The organism is Pedobacter sp. B4419 (assembly GCF_059693725.1).
Genome location: NZ_JCASSL010000002.1, coordinates 411,794 through 434,309 on the forward strand (window position 1 = coordinate 411,794; position 22,516 = coordinate 434,309).

At 39.9% G+C, this 22,516-nt stretch carries 22 protein-coding genes; 6 read left to right on the forward strand and 16 right to left on the reverse strand.

Features of this window, described 5'->3' with window-relative positions:
* The first annotated feature begins 230 nt into the window (after nucleotides 1-230).
* Both AC570H_RS13530 and AC570H_RS13535 read left to right on the forward strand, forming a co-directional pair.
* The gene (locus AC570H_RS13530) at nucleotides 231-623 is read left to right on the forward strand and encodes an RDD family protein (protein ID WP_497355649.1); all 393 of its coding nucleotides are present in this window, start codon (nucleotides 231-233) and stop codon (nucleotides 621-623) included.
* Between the two features lie 7 nt (nucleotides 624-630).
* On the forward strand, nucleotides 631-1,008 hold the full coding sequence (locus AC570H_RS13535; protein WP_497355651.1) for a VanZ family protein: 378 nt from the start codon (nucleotides 631-633) through the stop codon (nucleotides 1,006-1,008).
* A gap of 174 nt (nucleotides 1,009-1,182) precedes the next feature.
* Here the strand turns inward: AC570H_RS13535 and AC570H_RS13540 are convergent, their stop codons facing one another.
* The 4 genes from AC570H_RS13540 to AC570H_RS13555 all read right to left on the reverse strand — a co-directional run bounded on the left by AC570H_RS13540 (nucleotide 1,183) and on the right by AC570H_RS13555 (nucleotide 8,962).
* Entirely contained in the window at nucleotides 1,183-1,641 is a 459-nt protein-coding gene (locus AC570H_RS13540) for a hypothetical protein (RefSeq protein ID WP_497355653.1), read from the reverse strand.
* A gap of 106 nt (nucleotides 1,642-1,747) precedes the next feature.
* A complete protein-coding gene (locus AC570H_RS13545; protein WP_497355655.1) occupies nucleotides 1,748-2,098 on the reverse strand; it encodes a hypothetical protein in 351 nt (116 codons plus the stop codon).
* Nucleotides 2,086-5,634 carry a DUF6443 domain-containing protein gene (locus tag AC570H_RS13550; RefSeq protein ID WP_497355657.1) on the reverse strand — a complete coding sequence of 1,183 codons (3,549 nt, stop codon included), beginning with the start codon at nucleotides 5,632-5,634 and terminating at the stop codon, nucleotides 2,086-2,088. Before AC570H_RS13550 ends, AC570H_RS13545 begins: the two co-directional genes overlap by 13 nt.
* Before the next feature lie 10 nt (nucleotides 5,635-5,644).
* On the reverse strand, nucleotides 5,645-8,962 hold the full coding sequence (locus tag AC570H_RS13555; RefSeq protein WP_497355659.1) for a DUF5977 domain-containing protein: 3,318 nt from the start codon (nucleotides 8,960-8,962) through the stop codon (nucleotides 5,645-5,647).
* 248 nt (nucleotides 8,963-9,210) lie between these two features.
* Between AC570H_RS13555 and AC570H_RS13560 the strand changes: the two genes are divergently transcribed.
* Together AC570H_RS13560 and AC570H_RS13565 are read left to right on the forward strand one after the other, a co-directional pair.
* A complete protein-coding gene (locus AC570H_RS13560) occupies nucleotides 9,211-9,657 on the forward strand; it encodes a MarR family winged helix-turn-helix transcriptional regulator (RefSeq protein WP_497355661.1) in 447 nt (148 codons plus the stop codon).
* Nucleotides 9,654-10,877 (forward strand): MFS transporter, encoded by a 1,224-nt coding sequence (locus tag AC570H_RS13565; RefSeq protein WP_497355663.1) that lies wholly within the window; start codon nucleotides 9,654-9,656, stop codon nucleotides 10,875-10,877. Before AC570H_RS13560 ends, AC570H_RS13565 begins: the two co-directional genes overlap by 4 nt.
* An 8-nt stretch (nucleotides 10,878-10,885) precedes the next feature.
* Here the strand turns inward: AC570H_RS13565 and AC570H_RS13570 are convergent, their stop codons facing one another.
* Nucleotides 10,886-11,068 (reverse strand): hypothetical protein, encoded by a 183-nt coding sequence (locus AC570H_RS13570; RefSeq protein ID WP_497355665.1) that lies wholly within the window; start codon nucleotides 11,066-11,068, stop codon nucleotides 10,886-10,888.
* A gap of 77 nt (nucleotides 11,069-11,145) precedes the next feature.
* Between AC570H_RS13570 and AC570H_RS13575 the strand changes: the two genes are divergently transcribed.
* Nucleotides 11,146-11,463 (forward strand): MmcQ/YjbR family DNA-binding protein, encoded by a 318-nt coding sequence (locus AC570H_RS13575; RefSeq protein ID WP_497355667.1) that lies wholly within the window; start codon nucleotides 11,146-11,148, stop codon nucleotides 11,461-11,463.
* A gap of 54 nt (nucleotides 11,464-11,517) precedes the next feature.
* Here the strand turns inward: AC570H_RS13575 and AC570H_RS13580 are convergent, their stop codons facing one another.
* From AC570H_RS13580 to AC570H_RS13630, 11 genes are all read right to left on the reverse strand, one after another.
* Complete coding sequence (locus tag AC570H_RS13580; protein ID WP_497355669.1) at nucleotides 11,518-11,730, reverse strand: hypothetical protein; 213 nt, start codon at nucleotides 11,728-11,730, stop codon at nucleotides 11,518-11,520.
* Between the two features lie 184 nt (nucleotides 11,731-11,914).
* Nucleotides 11,915-12,097, reverse strand: coding sequence for a hypothetical protein (locus AC570H_RS13585; RefSeq protein WP_497355671.1), 183 nt, complete (start codon nucleotides 12,095-12,097; stop codon nucleotides 11,915-11,917).
* 274 nt (nucleotides 12,098-12,371) lie between these two features.
* Nucleotides 12,372-13,109 (reverse strand): ThuA domain-containing protein, encoded by a 738-nt coding sequence (locus AC570H_RS13590; protein ID WP_497355673.1) that lies wholly within the window; start codon nucleotides 13,107-13,109, stop codon nucleotides 12,372-12,374.
* 26 nt (nucleotides 13,110-13,135) lie between these two features.
* The gene (locus AC570H_RS13595) at nucleotides 13,136-13,852 is read right to left on the reverse strand and encodes a peptidase associated/transthyretin-like domain-containing protein (protein ID WP_497355675.1); all 717 of its coding nucleotides are present in this window, start codon (nucleotides 13,850-13,852) and stop codon (nucleotides 13,136-13,138) included.
* A 59-nt stretch (nucleotides 13,853-13,911) separates the two neighbouring features.
* Complete coding sequence (locus AC570H_RS13600; RefSeq protein ID WP_497355677.1) at nucleotides 13,912-14,322, reverse strand: MmpS family transport accessory protein; 411 nt, start codon at nucleotides 14,320-14,322, stop codon at nucleotides 13,912-13,914.
* 141 nt (nucleotides 14,323-14,463) lie between these two features.
* Nucleotides 14,464-14,679: a VF530 family protein gene (locus tag AC570H_RS13605; protein ID WP_497355679.1), complete on the reverse strand. Its 216-nt coding sequence runs from the start codon at nucleotides 14,677-14,679 to the stop codon at nucleotides 14,464-14,466.
* Nucleotides 14,680-14,708: 29 nt separating this feature from the next.
* A complete protein-coding gene (locus AC570H_RS13610; RefSeq protein WP_497355681.1) occupies nucleotides 14,709-15,827 on the reverse strand; it encodes an adenylate/guanylate cyclase domain-containing protein in 1,119 nt (372 codons plus the stop codon).
* Nucleotides 15,828-16,451: 624 nt separating this feature from the next.
* Entirely contained in the window at nucleotides 16,452-18,704 is a 2,253-nt protein-coding gene (locus tag AC570H_RS13615; RefSeq protein ID WP_497355683.1) for a M1 family metallopeptidase, read from the reverse strand.
* A gap of 121 nt (nucleotides 18,705-18,825) precedes the next feature.
* Complete coding sequence (locus tag AC570H_RS13620; RefSeq protein WP_497355685.1) at nucleotides 18,826-19,554, reverse strand: hypothetical protein; 729 nt, start codon at nucleotides 19,552-19,554, stop codon at nucleotides 18,826-18,828.
* 171 nt (nucleotides 19,555-19,725) lie between these two features.
* A complete protein-coding gene (locus AC570H_RS13625; RefSeq protein WP_497355687.1) occupies nucleotides 19,726-20,121 on the reverse strand; it encodes a DUF1573 domain-containing protein in 396 nt (131 codons plus the stop codon).
* A gap of 191 nt (nucleotides 20,122-20,312) precedes the next feature.
* Nucleotides 20,313-20,660, reverse strand: a complete 348-nt coding sequence (locus tag AC570H_RS13630; protein ID WP_497355689.1) for a Spx/MgsR family RNA polymerase-binding regulatory protein — start codon at nucleotides 20,658-20,660, stop codon at nucleotides 20,313-20,315.
* A 287-nt stretch (nucleotides 20,661-20,947) separates the two neighbouring features.
* On the opposite strand from AC570H_RS13630, the gene AC570H_RS13635 reads away from it, so the two are divergent.
* Nucleotides 20,948-22,450 (forward strand): sensor histidine kinase, encoded by a 1,503-nt coding sequence (locus AC570H_RS13635; protein WP_497355691.1) that lies wholly within the window; start codon nucleotides 20,948-20,950, stop codon nucleotides 22,448-22,450.
* The last annotated feature ends 66 nt before the right edge of the window (nucleotides 22,451-22,516 follow it).

The following is a 22,516-nucleotide window of genomic DNA, read 5'->3' on the forward strand; positions in this document are numbered from 1 at the left end:
CAATTTAGCAACACCGCACCTCACAAATGATCAATAGGTTAATCAGCCAATGTTTTGATTAGAAAAGCAATAGGTAGCGCATTTCGGTTACGGCAGTCCTGCTATACGCTTTACTCCGTGTCCGCTCCTATCAGGTTTATTGAGGCTGGGCAAGTGCTGCTATTAGGGTAGATACCGATTGTCCAACTCAAAAAAATATGTAATTTGCCCTATCTAAATTACTCATGCTCATGGAAGAAGAATACCCGTCATTAGCTACACGTTTCCAATCTACTTTTATTGACACCCTTTTGATCATCATTTTAATGTTCGTTTTTTCCGGTATTCTCGAGAACTTTGGTCAAGTTGCAGACTGGTTAAGAATCGTTTTATTTGCTTTGCTATTTATTGTCTACGAACCTCTTTGCACGGCGAAAGCCTGCGCACTGGGCAACTACATCAAAAAAATAAGGGTACGCAAAAACGACGACTCGACTCAAAGAATCAATCTGTTCCAGGCCATTGTTAGGTATGTGGTTAAACTTTCGTTAGGCTGGATCTCATTCGTATCTATCTATGGCGATTTAAAGAATCGTGCTATTCATGACATGGCCTCAGGAAGCGTAATGATCAAAATAAACTAATCAGTACATGACCACCAGAAAGCGTTTTTACCTCATTTCTTTTATTTTTATCCTAGCTTTCACGGCTTTCGAAGAGCTAAAATTAAGGCCATATCTTTTCAAGAACCGTATCTTTGATTTTGGCATTGCAGGTTCCCTTCCCAATTTCTTGGCGCCTATAATTTTGCTTTTCGGCTCGTTGCTTTTAAGGCACCAAACAGCAAATCAGCCATTCAGAAGCACGGTGTCTTTTATAGTTGGCCTCATCATTTACGAGTTGGCACAGCTTTTTATGCCGGGTAGGGTTTTCGATAGCAACGATATTATCGCTTCCGTTTTAGGTGGTTTGTTTGGTTATGCTTGGATATTGGCTATTAATAAATTAACGCCAATTAAAGAGGAATAGTCGGGAGTTATTAGTTGGCAGTTTTCAGTTGGCAGTTCTCAGTTTGCAATTCAACAGTTTAGCAATTAAACAATTACTTTGTCCGGAGGGGTGTTTCAGCTAACGAGCTAATTCTTCTAATCAGCCAATGAACTAATTACACCAATGAACTATTGAACTAATGAACCAATAATTCTATTTACAATCTTTAAAGGTCTCACTGATAGCTTTCAACTTCGCAACCGCAACTTTCAACGATTCGGGTGCCTTACCGTATTCGAAGGTGATTTTATATGCCTTGCCACCTGATTTAAACGCCACCCACTCTGCTCCTCCATCTGCACAATCCGGGCAACCGATTACTTCTGGCAATTTGTAAACCTCGTCTGTGTTTAACAGTTTTTTGATCTCATTCACCTCGCTTTCGCTCACAGAGCTGTTGCATTTTTTGGTGGCCGAAGGTTCTCCATTCTTTTGTTTAGTCATTGTGGTTTTATTACCACTGATGGAAAGCTCGTTGTGGCAATAGCCTACGCACATGCCAAAAGAAGTGCCATAGCTGATGCTGTCTACATTTTCAAAGCTCTTCTTCTCGCATGCCGAAAAAGAAAGGAAAAGTGCAATTAGGCCTGAAAGCATTAAATATTTTTTCATGGGTTGTTTTGGTTTTTAAACCAAGTTAGTTCTAATACGTAACTGGATCCGAAAATGCTACAAATTAAAAACATACCAACTAGAGACCCACTAAACAGTTAAAACCTTACAATAAATTTAACTTTCCCTGCTTCCATAGAACTAAAGTTGTTTTTGCCGAAAGCCCTGTTATGGTAGCTGAATCTGATAGATTTTCCAAACATTGCTCCGCTAAATCGGGAAAGGTCTTCAAAGTAAAAGTCGCGGCCCAAAGCCTGATATTTTCATTAGAATTGTCAAGTAACTCACAAAACATACCATTTTCTTCCAACTCTTTTGCTCGATTATATAAAGCTTGTATTCTCTTATGAATTTTATTAGCTTTAGTACTATTACCTTCAGATATGGCATTACCATGCTCAATAGCCTCATTTAAAAATTTCTCTTTTATCTTTTCTTTAGTCATTATCGTTGCCATCCAAATCGGTTTAATGCATCTATTCCATACTGATATTGCTCTCCAAAACTTAGGGTTTTCACATAATCCCTTACTCTCATATTTGTACCTGGCATTAATGAATTATAATGTCCAGTAACTTTGGAATGAATAGAGCCTGCGCCGTGCTCTAATCTAATAACGTTATTTAAATTATGGATGTTTTTTGCTCCAAATTTTTCTATGTTCCCACCATGTTGCTCAACAATGTGATGCCATGCATACCCTTCTCCTGCTTTTCCAACTTCTTTCTTAAACGCCGAAAAGCTTTCAAAACCTCCAATATTGTTTGGTTTCAAATGATGAGCTGAATTTTCAACTATTTTCTTTTCTACAGTCTTAACCGATTCTTCAGCAACCTCCTTTACGGCCTCCTTTACAATCTGTGTCGCAGGTGCCTTTATGGCTGATGCGGCCAGCATCATTTCTCCACCACCCGCTCCAAAAGCCAGCCACTCCATGGCATCTCCTACTAATTTCGCAGTTGCAACGGCCTTATTTAGGTTGTACTCTAAGTCAATCAGCGCTGGATCCTGGCCAGACCTTAACATAGCTTCGTAGCCCCTGCCTCTATGCATGCCATAATTCAGTTCGTTAATGGCATATTCCTGAAGGTGATCCATGGTATTTTTCATGGTAGTCATCATGGAAATGTCCTTCAAAAGCTGAATCTGCATTGAGTGTAGAGATGCCATCATGCTGGCGGCCTCTGCTTTGGAAGTAGGCACAGAAATAGTCATCCCTGGAATGCCACCAATCGGAACTGGCATCATTCCATCTGGATCATTATGGGTTATTGGGTTATTGAATGCATAATTATACGGCGAAAAGCTACGCATCTTTTCTGCCATTGGATCTATTGCACTCCATTTAGCCAGAACTGGATTATAAAACCTAGCTCCGTAATCGTATTCCTCTAGTTCGTCTTGAAGTTCTTTGCCATTATATAGGTATTTATTATCATTAGAACTTGCCTGTATCGGTTTCCTATAACCGAAGGCATAATAATCGTCCTTTTGCAACACCTCTAATTGGGAGGTAATTGGGTTTTGCTTAAAACTTAAACGGCTATTTCCTATCTGATCTCTTAAAGTATATTCATAGCTATAGGTCCCCCCACTATTTCTGGCGTTGCCCTCGTCTGTTAAAATAATATCTATCTCTGTTCCATTATTTTTATATTGTATACCGGCAATATAGTCTGTTACGCCAGAACTACTTTGCTTTTGCAACTTATTGCCTAAAGCATCATAAGTATAGGTTATATTCTGGCTACCTGTTATTTGGGCAGGGAGATCAAGCGAATTATAACTGATGTTTATATTCTTTTGACTATCGCTATTTAAATTTCCATTCTGGTCATAGCCATAATTTCCATTAGTAAAGCCCTGAACTTGTGTTAATTGATGACCATTATAAGCCGTATAATTATTTGTGCCTTTTCCATCCCGGGCTAAACTTTGGATATTGCCCATCAAGTCGTATGTCACGCTTTCTCCCAAATTAGGCGAAACTGACTGAGTGAGCCTGTCTAATTTATCATAGGAATAGTTAAAGGTATTTACATTTGGATTGTTGCCATAGTCCCAGAGCTGATTGGCAATATTACCGTTGTATTGAGAAGCGGCTCCATTAACAGCATCATTATAGTTAAGCTGATAGCTGAATTGATTACTCGTGCTGTTTTTTAACCAGCCCCGTTCATTGTAAGCATAGGCTGTTGACTGCAGTCCGTCATGAAGTTTTTTCACCATAACCTGACCTATCTCATTATAGACCAATTCGCTCAAAAGTACTTTTGGACCAATAGTCGAATTGGTATTTATTCTCTGGTAGGTTTTGATCTTTCTACCGGCATGATCATACAAATACTCTTTTATTACAGTTGTAGTCACGCTCGAAGTGCTTACCGTATGTGTACGTGTACTGCTTTGAAGTTCATCAATAAAACTATAGGTGTTGTCTAAAATATCTATACCACCTAAATGATTTCGGGCCTTGCTTTGCAGCACACGAGCCTCATTGTCGTAATAGCTTACTTGAAGCAGCATGTTTGGCACGCTAAGTTGCGCGCCATTAGGACCAATTGTGTTTATTTTAGATCCTGTTGGTAAAGATTTTACCCTATTGCCATTAACAAAATTACTACCGCTTGGCGCCCCAAAGCTATTGCCATAAAAATTGTAGTCGTCATAATAATTAATTGAATAATAGGCTAATATATTTTGGTTAGGCAGAGCAACATTTGAATAGCCAGTTTGAGTTCCGTTGCTATTAGAATTATCTCGCTGTTCAAACAATGGCGCATTGGTTAGCGCAACATTATCTAATGAAGCTTGCAGATCACCACGACTACTATTGTCTTGAACGATACCTGTTATAATGTTTCGGCCAAATGTATCGTATTTTACAAAACTCCATTCTTTAGGGCTTTTTGCTCTTTGGTTGGCATCTTGTGAAAACACAGGTTGATCTAAATTATTATAAACCGAATATTCCCAACCCTTACCTGGAATTTTCTTTTCGATTAACCTGCCACGGCTATCATAATAATACTGATAAGCATAATTATCTAAGACCGCCTGAGTGATTGATCCATTATCTGGATCCGTAGCAGGAGGTAAAACAAAGCTTAATAGCCCATAATCATCATAAACATAATAGGTGCTTAATACTTCAATAACATTGCTCGGGTTTTTATTAAATGTTCGTTTTAATACAACTGCTCCATTTTTGTCCTTATATTCTTCTACTGTTCCGGCTTTGCCATCTGCGACGGTCCAATTTTCATCTTTTTTTATGGTAAGATAGAGCTCTTTTGAATTGTAATATCCCGATGTACTTAGCGTGCGCTGATGCTCCAACCCAGCCGTATTTACTGTAACCGAGTTATATTTTCTTGCTGCAAAACCGTCAACCGCATAATTTATATTTGTATTGCTTAACCCATAACCTACTTTGATTGTACGCCCATAAGGGACAGTCCAAGTTTGGCCTGGCGCTCCTTGTTCAATTACCCTACCCAAAGGCGATACTTCAAATACATTTTCGCTATAAGGATTGGCTATTCGAGTAACCCCGTCACTTATTGGAATTCCTACGCCTGGCGCATAGAATTGGTATACTTCATTTTTTGCCGATTCTCTAAATTGGCCTACATTGCCACCAGAAGGAACATACGGTAGATATTTAAACTGTTCCCGGCTCAACCTGTCAAAATCAAAGGGCTGTACAATATCTTTACCACCTGGGCTAGCCTGTATGTTAATGGTTTGCAGTGGTCGGCCAAAACCATCCAAATATTGCACATTAGTATTGACTTCTTCTTTAGTTAGCCCATTTAATTGAGACAAGCTTGTTTTACCGCCGACCTTAACTACGGTTTCGGCAATAAAATTTTTGGTTGTAGATAGTGTTTGAGCATTTACCAAACCATTCAGCAACAGGAGCGTCATTAGCCAAGCATATGCTTTCCAGCTCATTCTTTTGTTATCAGAAATTAAAATCCAGTTTTTCATATACGTTTGATTAAAGCTCTTGAACATAAATTTGATGAGTGCCATTTAATGGAACGGAGTAAAAATGCACATAAACTCCATTTTCCATTAAGGAATCGATGTAAAAATTGAAGGCCCCACTATAGCTTATTTCATTAATAGAAATATAATAAGTACCCTCAGGAATACCCGTTAAGGTACCATAGCCTGAAAGTAAATAATCAAAAGTCTGATTAGTTGCTGTATTCGACAGGTGCACATTAAATTCTCGTCCAGAAGCTAAACTATAATCAATCGTAGCCGTATTTGTAGACGTACATACTCCATTTGTATTTGCATAATTTTGTCCATTAAGCGCCATATCGTCAATCGCTTTTTGATCGGCATCTGCTTGGCTTATTATTGAAGTATAAATATGAGGCATTACAGTGTAAGTAACTGTAGAACCTGTTTGTCCAGAGGGGCATACTTTATTAAAATTTTGACTCATCATTGCGCTATAATATACATGAGGACCAGGCGTTGAATAATTATATTTATAGGTTTTTATAATATGGCCATTTTGATCTTTTATTGCCTGTAATCTTTGAAATCCATCATACTCGTAATATATACTTTGTTCTTTGGCATCTGTATAACTTAACAGACCAATCAAGGGACTGTAAACATAAGTTGCGATCTGTGCATTTGGCAGGCTAGTTTTTAATGGCACCATAAAATTATCAACTGCAGATTTGTCAGGACTGAGCAAAGCGGCAAAATTATCAATAGCTGGTCCTCCTAGTATATTCTCAATCGCGCTATAGTCTGCATTTTTTATTTCCGCAATGGGATGCTGATAGTTATAGCTCCATAAATAGCTTGTTTTCATCCCATTTGGGTAAGACGTTGTCAGGATATTCCCCTTTTTATCGTATGCATTGTAAGCTAATCTATTTTCAATTGGTTTTGATGCATATTGTGTTCTTGTGGTACTTGGCAAAATCAAAGTTGGATTGCTTGGCCAGTTCCTTACATAGTCGCTATATGTTTTTTCTAAAAGAACAGCATTTTTATACTTTTCGGTTTGAATAACAAAGCCAGTCATGTGCCTGTTCTCCATTTCCTGATATGGCTCTGTCTGACCTAAGGCCACTAAATCCCTTGGATAAAGGTATTTCAATGCATAAACATCTCCTTTACTATCAGTATAACTCTCTTGGGTTTTCTGTTTATTAGTACTATCAAATGTGAGACTTACTGTTTTGGCGGTGCTGGCATTGTTGAGATTGGGCTCAAACATTCTCTCCGTAACGGTATTGCCTACAATCCACTCGTTCAAGATATCGTAGCTCACTAAATCCATATGATTTGCCTGCCAGCTTGCTGTAAAAACATAGCCCTTAACAGTATTTGCACTTTTTGTAGTGTAAGTCATCTCTGTTTGCTTCAAAGGAACTTCTGTTCCTCCAACATTTACATAATCAGTTCTAAGCCTTAAAAGACCATTGCTGTTATTATTAATCTGAGGAAGACGCGGATACAGGTTTAATGAGGCCGATGAATAATTATAATATTCATCCACAGTCCGATTCGTTTCTGTTAGGCCAATATTTTTGATTACTACACGATCGTAACCTATTACATTTCCCTGGGCATCTCCACTAATTGGGATAGATGAGCTGGTATAAAATGTTTTTCCTATCTCTCTAATTATATGAGCATTATACATTGAGCAAGAGCCAGAAAAACCAACAGTGAAAGCAACATCATAAGGAGCCCAATAATTAATCTTTGACATGATTTTTCCACTAGACTGTGAACCATTACTGGAAATGTATTCAAACTCTTTGCGAGAAGATAAGTTGAGAAATCCATCAAAATTTACCATATCATCATTGTTGATCGCTTTTATCCTTACGCCACCACCGATCATCCCAGTATTTGTTGCATTTGCCGAAGACCAGAATAAACCGGTTCCCAGATTGGAAAAATCATTCATTTCAAAATCAAACGAAGTAACGAGCTTGCTTGGATATTCAATACCTCTCAACATATCGGCCTTTATGGCATTGGGGTCTGGATTCCTCGAATTACCAGTAATGCTAAAAGCGCCTCCGCTTGCAGGGAAGAGACTCGTATTGTTCTTGGGGCCGTTATAATAGCCCCAGTGATCTATATCTTTTGAATCTTTATCTGGCAGGCTAGGACTAGAATAAAGTAGTTTATGCTCCTTGGAGGTATTATCTAGATTGCCTAACTCTGATACCCTATCTAATCTTAACCGTTTTGAAAGGTAATTGGCATTATTTGATGAGCTAAAATAGCTTTGGTCAAATAGGAATGTTTTTAACAAATTAGGCCCAGATTGCAATGAATTATAGACTCTTATGGTCGTTAGTCTCTTCGCGACCCAGCTTAAGGCTCTCTGATCAATCCTATCTGCTAGATAAAGTAGTTCGACTTTACCGCCCGGAAATATAATCTCTGTTAAATCTACTGTATTTGTTTTTACATTATAAGTTGTTTTAGAGAGACTGTTTCTTGGCATTGGAGCCGTGTAACAAGTAGAGGGAATAGCATGGATATAACCCTCTCCAACTCCAAATACCTGATCTACCACAGGAACACATTCGATGCCCGCACCTGGAGTATAATTAAAAACAATCTCCTCACCATTAACATAGGTTATTTTGCTCAAAAACCAAGAAGAGATATAGTCAGATACCTCAATTGGCGATGGGTTGTCTCCCTCAGGTACCGCTCGGTCGTTTTGAGTTTCAGTAGCATTAAAATCATACCTTATCCCTAATTTGTCAATAATAGACCAAGTTTGGTTTGAATTGAGGATGATCTTTAAATCATCGTCGTTATAAATGCCGATCCTTTTGATTTCATAAGGCTGTGCTGGATTTGCTGAGTAGTCAATCAAAAATTTTCCTGAGAAGTTGGCGAAATTGAAATAAAATATATCTGGCTCCTTATCTGTTCCATCAAGGTTTGTATGTACGCTATTTTTATAATAGCCAATAGACGAAAGGTCATCCTTCATCTTCTTAGTTCTCGTAATTACACCTCCAGCGTTTAACGACCAGCCCAAGCCTACAGCAGAAGCCTCATCAGCAACCTTAATTCCTCCTGCGTAGTAAGATAAAGCAATGGGCAATGTATTTGAGCCCACCTTAATTTCATATAAGGGAATCTGGATATTAGGAATCCCTGTGTAGGTTGACACAGGAATATCTCCATATTTGCCTAAACTCGCCGCTGTTGGCGAAGGAGAAATGGGAGAATTAAATTTTACAATACTTTGGGCAATCGCTCCTTTGATAAAGAAGCCGATGATCAGCGTTAAAAGAAGTTTTTTCATTATTTTGTAGCTAAAAGATAAGCTTAGGCATACCTCTCCCCCAATAATTTACCGCTGTTGTTACCTGTCAAATCTTAATACAAGATATATCCATTTTATCGTAATAAGAAATATTTCCATTCACAATAATTAAAAAAATAAGATCTGAGTCCGTTAATTTTTAAAATAGCCACCTTACAACAAAATCATTGACAAAATAATTACAAATACTAAAGCTACTTAATTAATTTACTTTAGTACTTTTGTACATGCCAATTCCAATTCAAGAAGTTTCGAAATTAAGGGGCCTGATTTTTAAGATCACCCGCGTGGCCAAAAAACAGCCCCACGAGTTCCCTTTCTCTGCCACCGAAATGAATATCATTGGCCACCTCGACAGAAACACAGAACTGCTTCCTTCGGCCATTGCCGAATTGGAGCACATCTCGGCCCAGGCCATTTCTCAATGCCTCAACAATTTGGCCCATGCCAATTTCATCAATCGCATTACCGACCAAAACGACAAGCGCAAAACCCTCATTACGCTATCGGACTATGGCAAAACCAAACTTTCTGAAATCAAAAGCTTAAGAGACGGATGGCTCAAAAAAGCAATAGACGAAAGACTGGATGCCAAGGAAATCGACACGCTCTTTCAACTGATCCCCTTACTAGAAAAAATAACCGCTAACGAAACCAAACCCACATTGCCATGACCATGTTTCGCTCCTTTAAGTACTACAATTACCGCTTACATTTTACCGGACAATCTATTTCTTTAGTGGGCACATGGATGCAGCGTGTGGCCATAAGCTGGCTCATCTACCGAATCACTGGTTCGGCCTTTATGCTTGGCTTGGTTAGCTTCCTTGCTTTGATTCCTGCTTTGGTGCTGGCACCTATTGCCGGAAATTTTGTAGACAAGAGAAACAAATTCAAAATCGTATTGACCTGTCAGGTTATTTTTATGGTGCAGGCAGGCCTGCTGGCCCTGCTCATCTGGCTCAAATACTACAACATTACATTGATTGCTATGCTAAGCCTGATCCAAGGTATTGTGGCCACTTTCGAAACCACGGCTAGGCAATCATTGGTAGTCGAATTTGTTGACGATAGAGAAGATTTGCCCAATGCAGTAGCGCTCAATTCATCAGCCTTTAATGCTGCCCGTTTGATAGGTCCTGCTATGGCGGGTATTATTTTGAGTACCTACGGCGAAGATGCTTGTTTCATCATCAACTTTTTGAGCTTCATTCCAGTTATCATTTGTTTGTTGCTGATGAAATTGAACCTGAAAAAATCGGAAGCCGCTATAGAAGATATATGGACCGGACTGAAAAAAGGCTACCATTACCTTGAAGATTCGCCAGACATTTCTTCGCTCATTATTGTATTGGCCCTGTCTAGCCTCATGGTTATCCCTTTTTCTACATTACTTCCCGTTTTTGCCAAAGATGTTTTTCATGGCAACGCCACTACTTTTAGCTGGTTCGAAAGTGCAGGAGGATTAGGTGCTTTGGTAGGTGCTATTTATATGGCTTCGCTCAGAACGGCAAAAAACATGCAGAACATTGTCATTTCATCGGCCTTTGTATTTGGTGCCGGATTGATTTTATTGGCTATTGCACCAAGTGTTTGGATGGCTTTGATCAGCACCGGACTTGCCTGTGTAGGCATGATGATGCAAACCGCAGCCATCAATACCTATATCCAAACCCATTCGGTGAACGAATTGAGGGGCAGGGCAATCAGTTACTATTTGATGGCTTACCAAGGCGTATTGCCCATCGGCACTTTGGTAATCGGTTATTTTGCACATTTGTACAGTGCCCAAGCTATTGTTTTTGTAGAAGGCATTTTTGCCATCCTGATTATTTCGGGCTATTATTTTTATAACAAGGGAAGAGTTGCCAAACAGGCTTATTCAGCTAATTAAGCCAATTACTACCTCTTCGTAACAATCACCCTGCCGGTAATCAAGTTAAATTCGTAGATCTTATACAGGCCATCATCGCTGATATTGATGCTTTCTACCAAACTGGTTTTGCTAAACCCATCGGTAACCATATCGCCTATTTTGATATCCTGAAGGGTCTCTTCAGAGGTTTCGTCGTTTATCCTGATCATCTGCCTGAAAATTAATCCTCAAAAATGACTATTTTAGATGGAAATACGGCACGAAAGAAGAATTTAAGTACTAATCTATGATTGATTTAGAAACTTTCAGGCGAATGGCGCTTGCCTATCCAGAGACCTTTGAGAAGCCCCACTTCGATCGTATCGCATTTTATGCGGGCAAAAGAATATTTGCCACTTATGATCCCAAAAGAAACCAGGCCAACCTCAAATTGACGCTTATTGCCCAGGACGTATTCAGCAAATTCGATCCCGCAAATATTTTTCCGATTCCCAATAAATGGGGCCAGACAGGCATGACCACCTTTTGTTTGGCGCATACAAGGGAGGATATCTTTGCCGACGCCTTGCAAACCGCCTATGCATTGGTGATCGGCAGGGCATAAAAAACGCCCTGGCTGTTGTACAACCAGAGCGCTTATCAACTCTATAAACTTTAACTATTTGCTTGCAGCTTTCTTAGCTGCTTTTTTTGCTGCTTTAGCTTCTTTCTTTGCTTTTTTTGCAGTGGTATCTGCTGCTTTTTTAGCTTCTTTAGCTGGTTTTTCTACTTTAGCTTGTTTTGCAGCTTTAGCAGGTGCAGTTTGTGCACTAACAGTGCTTACAGTAAAGGCAGCTACTAGCGCGATCATTAATACTTTAATTGCTTTCATGTTTTTATTTACGTTTTAGATTTTGAAACTTATTTAATGCTAATCTCCTCATCAAACATGAAGATTTGATGAACATTTATTGCGGGTAAATTAATAGTAGGAATCTGGGATAAAAGGGATCTAAATGCCGAGTGAAGCATCTCTTGGTCTCTCTTCCAAGAAACGCTCCATGGCATTCAATTGCTTATGATTTTTTTACTGCTTTTTTGCCATGGTGTTTTTTATGGCCTTTTTTTGCTTTCTTTTCTGTTTTTGCAGCAGGTTTTTCGGTTTTTGCTGCTGGTTTAGCAGGTGCAGTTTGTGCGCTTACGGTATTTACGGTAAAAGCGGCTACTAAGGCGATCATTAATACTTTAATTGCTTTCATGTTCTTTATGATTTAGTGATTATTAAAATCGTTTAACAGTACTAATGTCCATATTGAATATGAAGATTTCGTGAACGAATTGCGAACGGCATTTTGGGTCAATTGGCTCAATAGTTCATTCGTCTTTTGGGTTGCAGCGGCCACGGTTTCTTAAACCCGATTGACAGCGATAGTTTTGAGCAAAGCGAAAAACTTTAGCAAAAAGCGGGGTTAACGATCAAATGAAATCGTGTTCTTGCTTTTCAACAAAAAACTTAAATAAATTATCCAAAGCCTATTTCATCGTCCATTTGATGCCGGACAGTACTTGCTTGAGGAACAAAGGGTCTTTATATGATTCTTTGGTATGGCCCAATGCGGTATAAAAAACCCTGCCACCATCAAAATTATGGTACCAGGTAATGGGATGGTCGTTCTTCATGTTGCCACCCTGATAAGAAGTTTCATCAACCTTGACAATTACCTTAACGGAGTTGTTAAACGACTTGAAATTATACCACTCATCTGTATGCATCCAAACTTCGGGAAGCTCTTTTACGATCTTATTTTCTGGCGCCACCAACAGCAATTTGGCCTGCTGTACCTTCGGATGGCTCTCGAAAAAACCGCCTACCATTTGGCCGTACCATTCCCACTCAAAGCTAAAATCGGTAGCGGCATGGATGCCTACAAAGCCGCCGCCCTTGTTGATGTATTTTTTTAAGGCCTTTTTCTGCTCGTCGTTAAATACATTGGTACCTGTAGGACTTAAGAAAATCAATGTTTTATACCTGCGGAGATTTTCGAGGTTAAAGGCTTTTACGTTTTCGGTTGTATCTACCTCAAAATCATTTTCTTCGCCCAGTTTTTTAATGGCCACGATGCCATCGGCAATAGAGGCATGCCTGTAGCCTCTGGTTAACGAAAAAACCAATACGGCAGGCTTTTTAGATTTTACGGGTTTGGTGGTAAAGCCAAAAGAAAGCATAATGCTTAACAATACCAGGGCTAGGGAGGGACGCATCTTCATCATAAAAAAATTGGTTTGGCAATAAAAAACTAATTTAAGGAATCTGTTTGCAATTTTAAGGATGGCAATACTCTTTTCTCTGGGGGCAACAATTTAAACTTACGGTACGAATCAAGAAGATAGGATTTAAAATCTTCTACATCTGCTCGCTTAACAAATTTTAGGCTTGGCCTGTACAACATGATAAAGGCGTCCAACTCGGGCTGCTTGATGGGCAAAACGGCCGTTATGGTCTTTGCATTAAATCGCCGGTCTATTGGAAGCTCTAATTCTTCTCGTTTTAACATGCGCTTAAACCTGCGGGCATTGCGGCCTTCTCTACTAAAAAGGGCAGATGGATAGAACAGTAAGCCCCTTCCTTGCTTGAGATGTATGGCCTCACCCTTGTTGATCTCTCGCGCATATTGCTCTCTGAGCCTCATGCCTTTGATAGAAACCGTACTCAAAGTATTGATTTCTAAGGCCAAGTACCTTCTTAGCGGCTTGAGGTTAATGAGCAACAAGGTATCTGGCCTATAACCTGGCGATCTGAATACCAGCAAATCATTTAAGGCCGCCTTGATTACAAATTCTCCTTTGGTATTGCTTACGGTCTGCTCTTTGTTGTTCAGGTTAAATACTTCAACCTGATTAATGGGCTTTCTGGACGATTGTGCAAATACTTCGCCTTTCACCTGGCTTTGCGCACTTGCCCAACCAATGCCTAAAAGGCACAGCATCAATATCATAAAAACCCTTTTGTTCATGATCAAATATAATGATTGACCCTAACACCGGATTTTCTTTAACACTTTTTAGCATTTGGCTAAGGCAGCACAAAGCCTACATTGTATTTTACCTTTTTGTTTTTAAGCACGTATTCCGAAGCCACTTCGCCATCTACCTTAATCTTAAATGATGCCGGGGCATATTGGCCTTTAATTTTAGGCGTGGCCGATAAATCCTTCCCTTTGGCAACTACTTTGAGTTTTACTGCCGTTCCAGAGCTCAGCCTTACCGTTTGTTCCCAGTTTCCGCTTACGTTTTTTAGTTTTACCGTTTGATTGTTGGCATCCACATAACTTATCCTGGCTGTTAGGCCTTCGCCTAAATCGGCTTGGTAAGTAACCTGATAGCTATCTTTTCGAGCAGATTTGAGTGTTCCTTTGTTAACGGAATAGATAGAGCAGCTGCTCAATACGAGCAGAGACAAAAGCAGGACAATGTATTTTTTCATGAGTTGGGATTAAGATAATGGGTGTATATTCTTCTATAAACAAGACGATGGCTTGGTGGATTTGGTTGCAAGACGGGTTAACTTATCGTTAAAATTGCTTAACTGTTTAATTGTTACTGAAAACTGCCAAATGAAACTGGCTTAGCAAAAGGTATCGATGTAGAGCTGTTCTACCTTTTTGCGGGCCCAATCGGTTTTACGCAAAAATTTAAGGCTCGATTGAACAGAGGGATCTTTTTTGAAGCAGCCGATATTGATCATCCGGCCTAACTCTTCCCATCCATAGCGCTGGAACAACTGGTTGATGATAAATTCGAGGGTCAATCCATGCAAGGGATTATTTTTTTGTATGGCCATGCGCCAAAAGTAGCGAACCGCTGTTAGGATTACAAATCGAGCTTTACATTATCGATGCTAAAAATGGTGGTAGGCTCTGATTTGCCCTTTAACAAAATCGACCCCATGTCTTCTACCACAAAGCGCTTGTCTAAACGACTGATCTTAACTACATAATCAGACACCAGGAATGTTTTACCCAATTCCTTGCACATGCCTTGTATGCGGGCAGTTGTATTCAGGGTATCGCCATGGTAGGCAATATCACGCTTCACCTCCCCAATTTCTACTGCAGTAACCTTGCCCAAATGCAAACCTGCCTTAAACTGTGGCACAACCCCATACTTCTGCAGGTAATAGTCGTTGCGTTTTTTAAACTCGCGCTCACAGGCAAAAAAGAATTGGATACAGGCTAGTTTTTGCATGCCTTCGCCCAAAAGCCAGGTTACAACTACTTCATCGCCTACGTACTGATAGATTTCGGCTCCAAAACGCAACAGTACATGGTTGATGTCCATAAAGCTATCGCGAATAAACTCACTGTACCTGATATGCCCCAACTGCTCGGCAATGGTAGTAGAAGAGCTCAGATCCATGAACATGAAAATCCGTTCTTCTTCTTTTGGCGTCCTGTATTTGCCCAGCAGCAAAGGCACCAATACGCCCGGCCCGTACTTCTTGTTCACCTGATTGATAAAATTGATCAGGAGGGTCATAAAAGCATAGAAAGTGAGCAATGGATAATAGATATAGATCCACGTATTCTTATTAAAAGGCACAAACTCCTGTACCGTTGGCTCATACAAAAGGTTTCTGGTGAGGTAAAAGAAAATACTAAAGGCAAACAGGAAGAACAAGCCTTTTAAGATAATGATGATGATCACAGGCCTATCCTTAAAAGGCTTCCGATCAAAAAGAATATTGATCAGTCCCGAAATCAAGCCATACAAAATACCAAGCACCACGGCGATCAAAAGCACGGGCAAATAGCCCCTGTGTAAAGTCAGGTTATAGGTTTTTCGAACAGAAAGCTCAACCAGATGGACAATGCTGGCGATAAAGATGTTCGCTATTACCCAAAAGTAGATTTGAATAAGCAATTGGCTCGCCAAAGGGAAGCGTATGGCAAACCTTCGGGCGTAGGTGGTATAGTCAAACTCTTCTTTCATCAGGATAGTATAGTTTTTTAATCGTCATAAAGCTACCACGAGCATGTTTTTCACAATTTGTTGTTTTGTTTTTCTGTTCAAGAACTCACTAAGGCTCGGCTCATTACATCTTTTCGTGGCATGCGCATAATGGTTTCATTACATGAATATGCTGAAAAAAACTGAATTAACCAGTTTTCAATTTACTGTTTTCAGTTAGTCAATAGTTGCCGGTTTTCAGTAGCCGTTTAAATTCATAAACGAAAAAAGCACAAAGCCAGATTTCGGTTAAAAACCTCCATCCGGTCCCATGCAATTTAATCCTTATGGATAAAATTCGTAGCACGCGAAGTGTAGAAATTTAAGCCATAGCCTATGCATAATCCTTTTATTTTGAGCGGTATGCCGAAATGGTTGCCGACATTGATATAATAATTGCCATCAATAACCTAAACCGTTGGCTTAATGTAAGATAAGTTAGGCTCCTGTTGATTGATGGAAAAGGGCAAGATTAAGGCGGACGACAGACTGGACTTGCCGTAAAATGCTGCATTTGCTAAATAAAAGCCGAAGATGAGCAGATTTTTGCCCCATAAAAAAGCCCGGCCAACCTGAATTGCCGGGCTTTCTTTAAAAACTTGTTGCTTATTTATCTTTGGTAAAGGTGTAGTTGTTGCCACCTTGACTTAAGGTCATTTCATTTTTAGTAGGATTAAATTCCATCTCTAATCCGCCTTCTTCAAAAGCAAATTTATTGCCGTTTACGAAAGATAACTCGAAAGCTGGCTGTGCACCTGCCTTAGCCATTAACTTGCCATCGGCTTTGCTGATGATTATTTTTACCGGAACAGTGGTAGATGAATAAGTACCTACATACACATCTAAATTTGCCGGTGGTGTAGAAGTAACCGGCGCACCGCTAGAAACCCACTTGTTGTTGTCTGGATTGCTGTCTGGCAATACTCTTTCTGGATCCAACTGTACTTCGGTAATTTCCTCGGTTGTTGGGAAACGTACCAACCAAGTGGTGTTTTTCATCCAAACATCAACCGGTACTTTAACAATTTCGGTTTTGCCGCTCTTAGTTTTAATCTGCAGAATGATTGGCATTGGCATTTTTTCCAGGTTGTTTACGCGAATGGTATAACCTGTTAATTTGCCTTCTTTCATCACCTCTTTAACTTCGCCTAAGCCTTGGTCCATTTTCCAGCTGTTTAAGAACCAGCTTCTCCAGAACCAAGCCAAATCTTCGCCGCTGCCATTTTCCATAGAACGGAAGAAATCGAAAGGCGTTGGGTGTTTATAAGCCCAGTTTTTGATGTATTGTCTGAAAGCGTAATCAAAACGGTCTTGACCCAAAATCTGATCTCTCAAAATGTTAAGCCCCCATCCTGGTTTGCTATACAAGTTGATCCCGATATTGGCTTCAGCCATTCCATCAGGCATTAACATGATGTTTTCAAAACGTGGGTTACCGATGCTCGACTTGCCAATGGCATTCATATTAGCCTGACGCTGTTTGTATTCGCCATTATTGAAGTTTTGCGAAGAGATTCCGTTGATGAACGTATTGAAACCTTCGTCCATCCAGCCATATTTGCGCTCGTTTGAACCTACAATCATCGGGAACCAGGTATGACCGAACTCGTGATCGATTACACCCCATGCACTGCCTTTTTTAGCAGTCCAACCGCAGAACACAATGCCTGGATATTCCATACCGCCAATATTGGTCGCTACGTTAACGGCCATTGGATATGGATATTCGAACCACATTTTTGAGTAATGCTCGATCGTTGTTTTTACATATTCTACGCCACGGCCATAAGCATCAGCACCATTGCTTTCTACCGGATGGGCAGATACGGCCAATGATTTTTTGCCACTAGGCAAATTGATACGTGCGGCATCCAATACGAAGGCTTTTGATGAAGCCCAAGCCGCATCGCGGGCATTGGTAATTTTAAATTTCCAAGTTAGTTTGTCTTTTGCCGGGCGCGATTTTGGATCTGTTACCTCAGCCTCAGAACGGATGTGTACGGTTGCATCGCTCAATTTGGCAGCATTCCATCTTTTCAATTGCTCTGGCGTGAAAACTTCTTGCGGATTCAACAATTCGCCAGAACCCATTACGATATGGCTTGCAGGTGCAGTAACCGAGAAAGTAATATCGCCATATTCGCAATAAAACTCGCCTCCGCCCCAATAAGGCAAAGTATTCCAGCCAATTACATCATCGTAAACACACATGCGTGGGAACCATTGTGCGATAGCAAAGATTTCGCCGTTTTTGGTGGTCAAGTGGCCAGTTCTGTCTGAACCTTCTTTAGGCACCGTATAAGAATAGTCCATGCTGATGGTAATCACATCGCCATTTGGCGCCATAGGCTGATCTAAACGGATCTGCATGCGTGTATCTTCTACCAAAGAAGTAAATTTCACGGCACCTGCTTTTTGCGATACCTTAATGTTTTGGATTTTATAGCCACCATCAAATTTTTCGCCCTGCGCACCATAACGGCTACGCGCTGGAGTTACGGCATAACCGCGTGAGGTTTCTTTGAAAGTGTTTTGGTCTAATTGCAGCCACAGGTACGGCAATTTATCCGGACTGTTGTTTTTATAAGTCAGCGTGATTGTGCCGCTTACCGTGTTTTTGGCTTCATCTAAGCTTACCGAGATATTGTAATCAACTCGGTTTTGCCAGTATTTTGCACCTGGCGCTCCATTGGCCGAACGAAATTCGTTTCCGTTTTGCGTATAGAACAGTGGGCCAAAGGCATCGGCCGGAACATAATTGGTTGTTGGCTGTGTAGTGGTTTGTTGTGCAAAGCTGGTTAGGCCAAACAAACAAAGCACCACCGCACATGCAACATGTTTGGTTAGAAATTTAAGCATGGTTATTATTGATTTGTATATTTTTTATCGACATTAATGAGCCTGTGGCCCAATTTTGTTTGTTTAAAGGTAAAAGCTAATTCACTAAATTCAAATAGATAAGCAATATTGTTACGCCACATTAGGGATTATTGGCTTTTAGCTTAGGAAGGGATGGCAACTTGCGCTGATCTGGCGGCAATTTGCTCCAGGTGCTATAGGCGCGAACAGTATAATAGGCATAATTAAAAGGACGTTCGGCTTTAATCTGATCAACTGTAGGCCTGTACATATCCATGAAGTTCCTCATGTCTTCGTCTGTACCCTCAAACTTCACTACGCTCTTGATATAGGTTGGCGTAAAATTCTTGGATATTTCTTCGTTGTAACGATCGTTTTCTTCTAAAGCCGCGATTTTGGCTTGTTGCCTGCGGTACTTGCCATAGCCCAAAGTCAACCTCATCCCCCCTCTTTCCTTGCTGTAATCAACCTGTCTTGCGGGTTTGGCGTCTGGATCGCGGGCATCTAGGAATGGTGATACCTTAGCCGTTGTAATGTCAACTGCCTTCAGGTTGTTAACTACTTGCCTTAGGTAAATATTTTTAGGGAAAAGATTGGTCAGGTAAATGGTATCGGTTTGAAAACCTGCTAAACCAATAGAAACAAGGTCGCCAATCTTTGCTGCAATGGCAAAATGGCCTTCCTTATCGCTCAGGGTAAGCGTTTTGGTAGTCAAATTCCTGATGGTTGCATTTTCCATTGCCTGAGTCCTATTGTCGTTATCGAAAACATTGCCGGTAAGGGTATTATTTTGCGCCAATAGTTGAACTGGAATGGCCAGCAGGAGCAGTAGGATTAACTTTTTAATCATATTCAAATTTAAGGCTCTTTTAATGGAAGCTCTTGTATTTAACAAAATTTAACAGAAAACTGATTTTTGTTTTTGAAAATACATCGATCAAAAAAAGAACGTATACGCCACAAAGAAAATAAAAAAAGGGAATAATCATTTATCCCCTCTTCTTTTAGGTTGTTTCTTCTGTTATTTTGAAGCGGTACCAGCAACTACTTCGCCTTTGATGATAATTGTTTTTACCGGATCTTTTGAATTTGATTTAATGGTAGTGGCTTTTGTAAAAACACCAACCGCAGCTGCATTGTAAGTCAGCTCAACAAAACCGCTCTCGCCTTTTTTAACAGGAGTTTGCGTGTATTTTGCTACAGTACAGCCACAAGCTGGCTCTACTGCAGAAATAATCAATGGCTGATCGCCAACATTTTTAAATTTTAAGGTCACGTTAACTGGTTTTCCTTGAGGGATTTTACCAAAATCGTGTGTTTCTTTTTCGAATTTGAATTCTGGCTGTACGGCTGCCTTCATAGCAGTTACCGCTACAAAGCTCACTACTGCGGCAAATAGAACGATTAATTTTTTCATCTGTTTTTAATTTAGTTTAACGGTAATGAAGCTCTCCTAATTTTAAGCATTATAAAATCATAGCGGCTTCATCATAAAGTTTTTAATTTTCTAAGCATAAACGTACGAACAAAACGACCTAAAATCCAAAAATTTAGATATGAATGAACAAAAAATTCATCAAATCTTCATCTTTGTTCAGGCTTGTTCTTTTATTTAAGCCGCTCTTGGTAAGCATCTTCGCTAAAGCCAATTAAGATGGCTTTGCCATTCTGCTCTACAACAGGGCGTTTAATTGCACTGGTATTATTGATCAGATAGCTAATGGCCTTAGCTGCGGAATTAATGTCGGCCTGTTCCTCTTTACTCAACTTTTTAAAGGTCAGCCCGTTTTTGTTGATCACCTTTTCCCAGCCAAACTGATTGAACCATTCGGTGAGCTTTTCGGCAGTAACGCCTTTCTTTTTAAAATCGTGGAATTCAAAACCAATGTGGTTTTCCTTAAGCCAATCTTGGGCTTTTTTTACTGTATTGCAATTTGGTATGCCGTAAAGGGTCATGTTTTGATCAATTTTGATAAAGGGCTAAAGTTAGGTTTTTTGGTTTAAAGTTTTCAATTGCTCCTTGTTAGTTGCTAGTTATTAGTTATTGGTTTCTTATTGTTGGTTGGCAGTAAGCAATTTGGCAATCGAGCATTTAAAAATCCGCCTCAAACTATTGACCATGGACTATCAACTAAGACCAATCTCGAGGATTCATCACATTTATCTAGGCATTGGTCACATTTTTAAAATCGGTAACTTGGTGCTTCTTAACATTGTGGCATCAAACTAAAATAATACCTCCAATGAAACTAAAAGAGCTACAAAAAGCAGAATTCTGGATTTCTACAATTTTATATGTCTTTGCCGTTTTAATGCTGATCACCTCTGTAGGTGGCCGTTTTCACAATGAAAACTACTATAATTTTAAAGGCGAACAGCTTAGCTACTCTTTTTTCTCCAATTATTTTGTGCCTGAACTGTTCAGGTATTCTATCCTTTACTTTAATTTTCTCTTTCTCAATTTTTATATCATTCCGTCCTTTCTCAAAAAGGAAAATATCGTACTCAATGCTTTGCTTACCTTTGTTATCTTATTGGGCTCTGGACTAACCATCAGTATCTGCAAAACCTATTCGCAGGCCTACACCTTAGTGCAATACGATGATATCCAGAATGCCTACAACCGCTTGTTTTTTGACGGTTTTACCAATGAGCTATGGATTATTGTCATCATTGCGGGCTACGTGCTTTTAAAGGAGTTTGTTAATTACTTCATTGAGAACAAGCATGACAAAGCCTATAAAAACCAAATGAAGATCGATACCGGCTTTGGTATTGCATTTTGGTTTGTTGGACTAATGCTATGGGTGGCCAGCAATGCCCATTCTAACATTATTATCATGTGGACCTTGATTATTTTCTCTTCTATAACCGTATTCATCTATTCCTTGTATTACCTGCTTCCGGAACTTTATCAAAAAAGCAGAAAATTCAGTGTCTTTTTTGGTCAGCTTCTACTCTTATCGATTTTACTGGCTATCCCGATGTGCTTATTCGTTTTCCTGCTGATTGGTACGAGAGGCGAAATTATTGGCGTAACACTGGCTTTCCATCTTCCTACCCAGTTGTTGCTGAGCGGTCCACTGGCTTGGTTTATCTATAAAAGGCGGGTAGCCAATTCAACAGAGTTGACTACGCTCAAAACGGAACTGGGCAAATCTGATGCGAACCTGAGCTTTTTAAAATCGCAGATCAATCCGCACTTTTTGTTCAACTCCTTAAACACGTTATATGGAACAGCTTTGCAGGAAAATGCCGAAAGAACCGGAGAAGGCATCCAGAAATTGGGCGATATGATGCGGTTCATGCTTCATGAAAATGTGCAGGATAAAATATCGCTTACCAGAGATGTAGATTACTTGGAGAATTACATTTCGCTGCAAAAACTGAGGACTTCAAGATCGGCGAATATTGTAATCGATACCCAAATTGAAGAGCAACTCAACAATTTGCAGATCACCCCCATGTTGCTTATTCCCTTTGTAGAAAATGCCTTTAAGCATGGAATTAGCCTGCAATATCCTTCGCACATTAAGGTTACCTTGCAAACCAAGGAAAATACGCTGTACTTTGATGTGCACAACAGCATTCATCTCAAGGCCGATAATGATCCCGAGAAACTAAAAAGCGGCATTGGGCTCCTTAACGTTAAGCAACGCCTGGCGCTCTTCTATCCCAAAAAGCACGAACTGATTATTAGGGAAAGCGCCAAAGAGTTCTTTATCCATTTAACCATACAGCTTTAGCCCAATTAAACCCAAACCATTTACTGCTCAAACCGAGAAGGAGGAACCGCTATGCCTAAATTTTTA

Bases quoted from the DNA above. Each gene is read 5' to 3' on its own strand.
- AC570H_RS13530 (WP_497355649.1), top strand. From the start codon at position 231: ATGGAAGAAGAATACCCGTCATTAGCTACACGTTTCCAATCTACTTTT.
- AC570H_RS13535 (WP_497355651.1), top strand. From the start codon at position 631: ATGACCACCAGAAAGCGTTTTTACCTCATTTCTTTTATTTTTATCCTA.
- AC570H_RS13540 (WP_497355653.1), bottom strand. From the start codon at position 1,641: ATGAAAAAATATTTAATGCTTTCAGGCCTAATTGCACTTTTCCTTTCT.
- AC570H_RS13545 (WP_497355655.1), bottom strand. From the start codon at position 2,098: ATGGCAACGATAATGACTAAAGAAAAGATAAAAGAGAAATTTTTAAAT.
- AC570H_RS13550 (WP_497355657.1), bottom strand. From the start codon at position 5,634: ATGAAAAACTGGATTTTAATTTCTGATAACAAAAGAATGAGCTGGAAA.
- AC570H_RS13555 (WP_497355659.1), bottom strand. From the start codon at position 8,962: ATGAAAAAACTTCTTTTAACGCTGATCATCGGCTTCTTTATCAAAGGA.
- AC570H_RS13560 (WP_497355661.1), top strand. From the start codon at position 9,211: ATGCCAATTCCAATTCAAGAAGTTTCGAAATTAAGGGGCCTGATTTTT.
- AC570H_RS13565 (WP_497355663.1), top strand. From the start codon at position 9,654: ATGACCATGTTTCGCTCCTTTAAGTACTACAATTACCGCTTACATTTT.
- AC570H_RS13570 (WP_497355665.1), bottom strand. From the start codon at position 11,068: ATGATCAGGATAAACGACGAAACCTCTGAAGAGACCCTTCAGGATATC.
- AC570H_RS13575 (WP_497355667.1), top strand. From the start codon at position 11,146: ATGATTGATTTAGAAACTTTCAGGCGAATGGCGCTTGCCTATCCAGAG.
- AC570H_RS13580 (WP_497355669.1), bottom strand. From the start codon at position 11,730: ATGAAAGCAATTAAAGTATTAATGATCGCGCTAGTAGCTGCCTTTACT.
- AC570H_RS13585 (WP_497355671.1), bottom strand. From the start codon at position 12,097: ATGAAAGCAATTAAAGTATTAATGATCGCCTTAGTAGCCGCTTTTACC.
- AC570H_RS13590 (WP_497355673.1), bottom strand. From the start codon at position 13,109: ATGATGAAGATGCGTCCCTCCCTAGCCCTGGTATTGTTAAGCATTATG.
- AC570H_RS13595 (WP_497355675.1), bottom strand. From the start codon at position 13,852: ATGAACAAAAGGGTTTTTATGATATTGATGCTGTGCCTTTTAGGCATT.
- AC570H_RS13600 (WP_497355677.1), bottom strand. From the start codon at position 14,322: ATGAAAAAATACATTGTCCTGCTTTTGTCTCTGCTCGTATTGAGCAGC.
- AC570H_RS13605 (WP_497355679.1), bottom strand. From the start codon at position 14,679: ATGGCCATACAAAAAAATAATCCCTTGCATGGATTGACCCTCGAATTT.
- AC570H_RS13610 (WP_497355681.1), bottom strand. From the start codon at position 15,827: ATGAAAGAAGAGTTTGACTATACCACCTACGCCCGAAGGTTTGCCATA.
- AC570H_RS13615 (WP_497355683.1), bottom strand. From the start codon at position 18,704: ATGCTTAAATTTCTAACCAAACATGTTGCATGTGCGGTGGTGCTTTGT.
- AC570H_RS13620 (WP_497355685.1), bottom strand. From the start codon at position 19,554: ATGATTAAAAAGTTAATCCTACTGCTCCTGCTGGCCATTCCAGTTCAA.
- AC570H_RS13625 (WP_497355687.1), bottom strand. From the start codon at position 20,121: ATGAAAAAATTAATCGTTCTATTTGCCGCAGTAGTGAGCTTTGTAGCG.
- AC570H_RS13630 (WP_497355689.1), bottom strand. From the start codon at position 20,660: ATGACCCTTTACGGCATACCAAATTGCAATACAGTAAAAAAAGCCCAA.
- AC570H_RS13635 (WP_497355691.1), top strand. From the start codon at position 20,948: ATGAAACTAAAAGAGCTACAAAAAGCAGAATTCTGGATTTCTACAATT.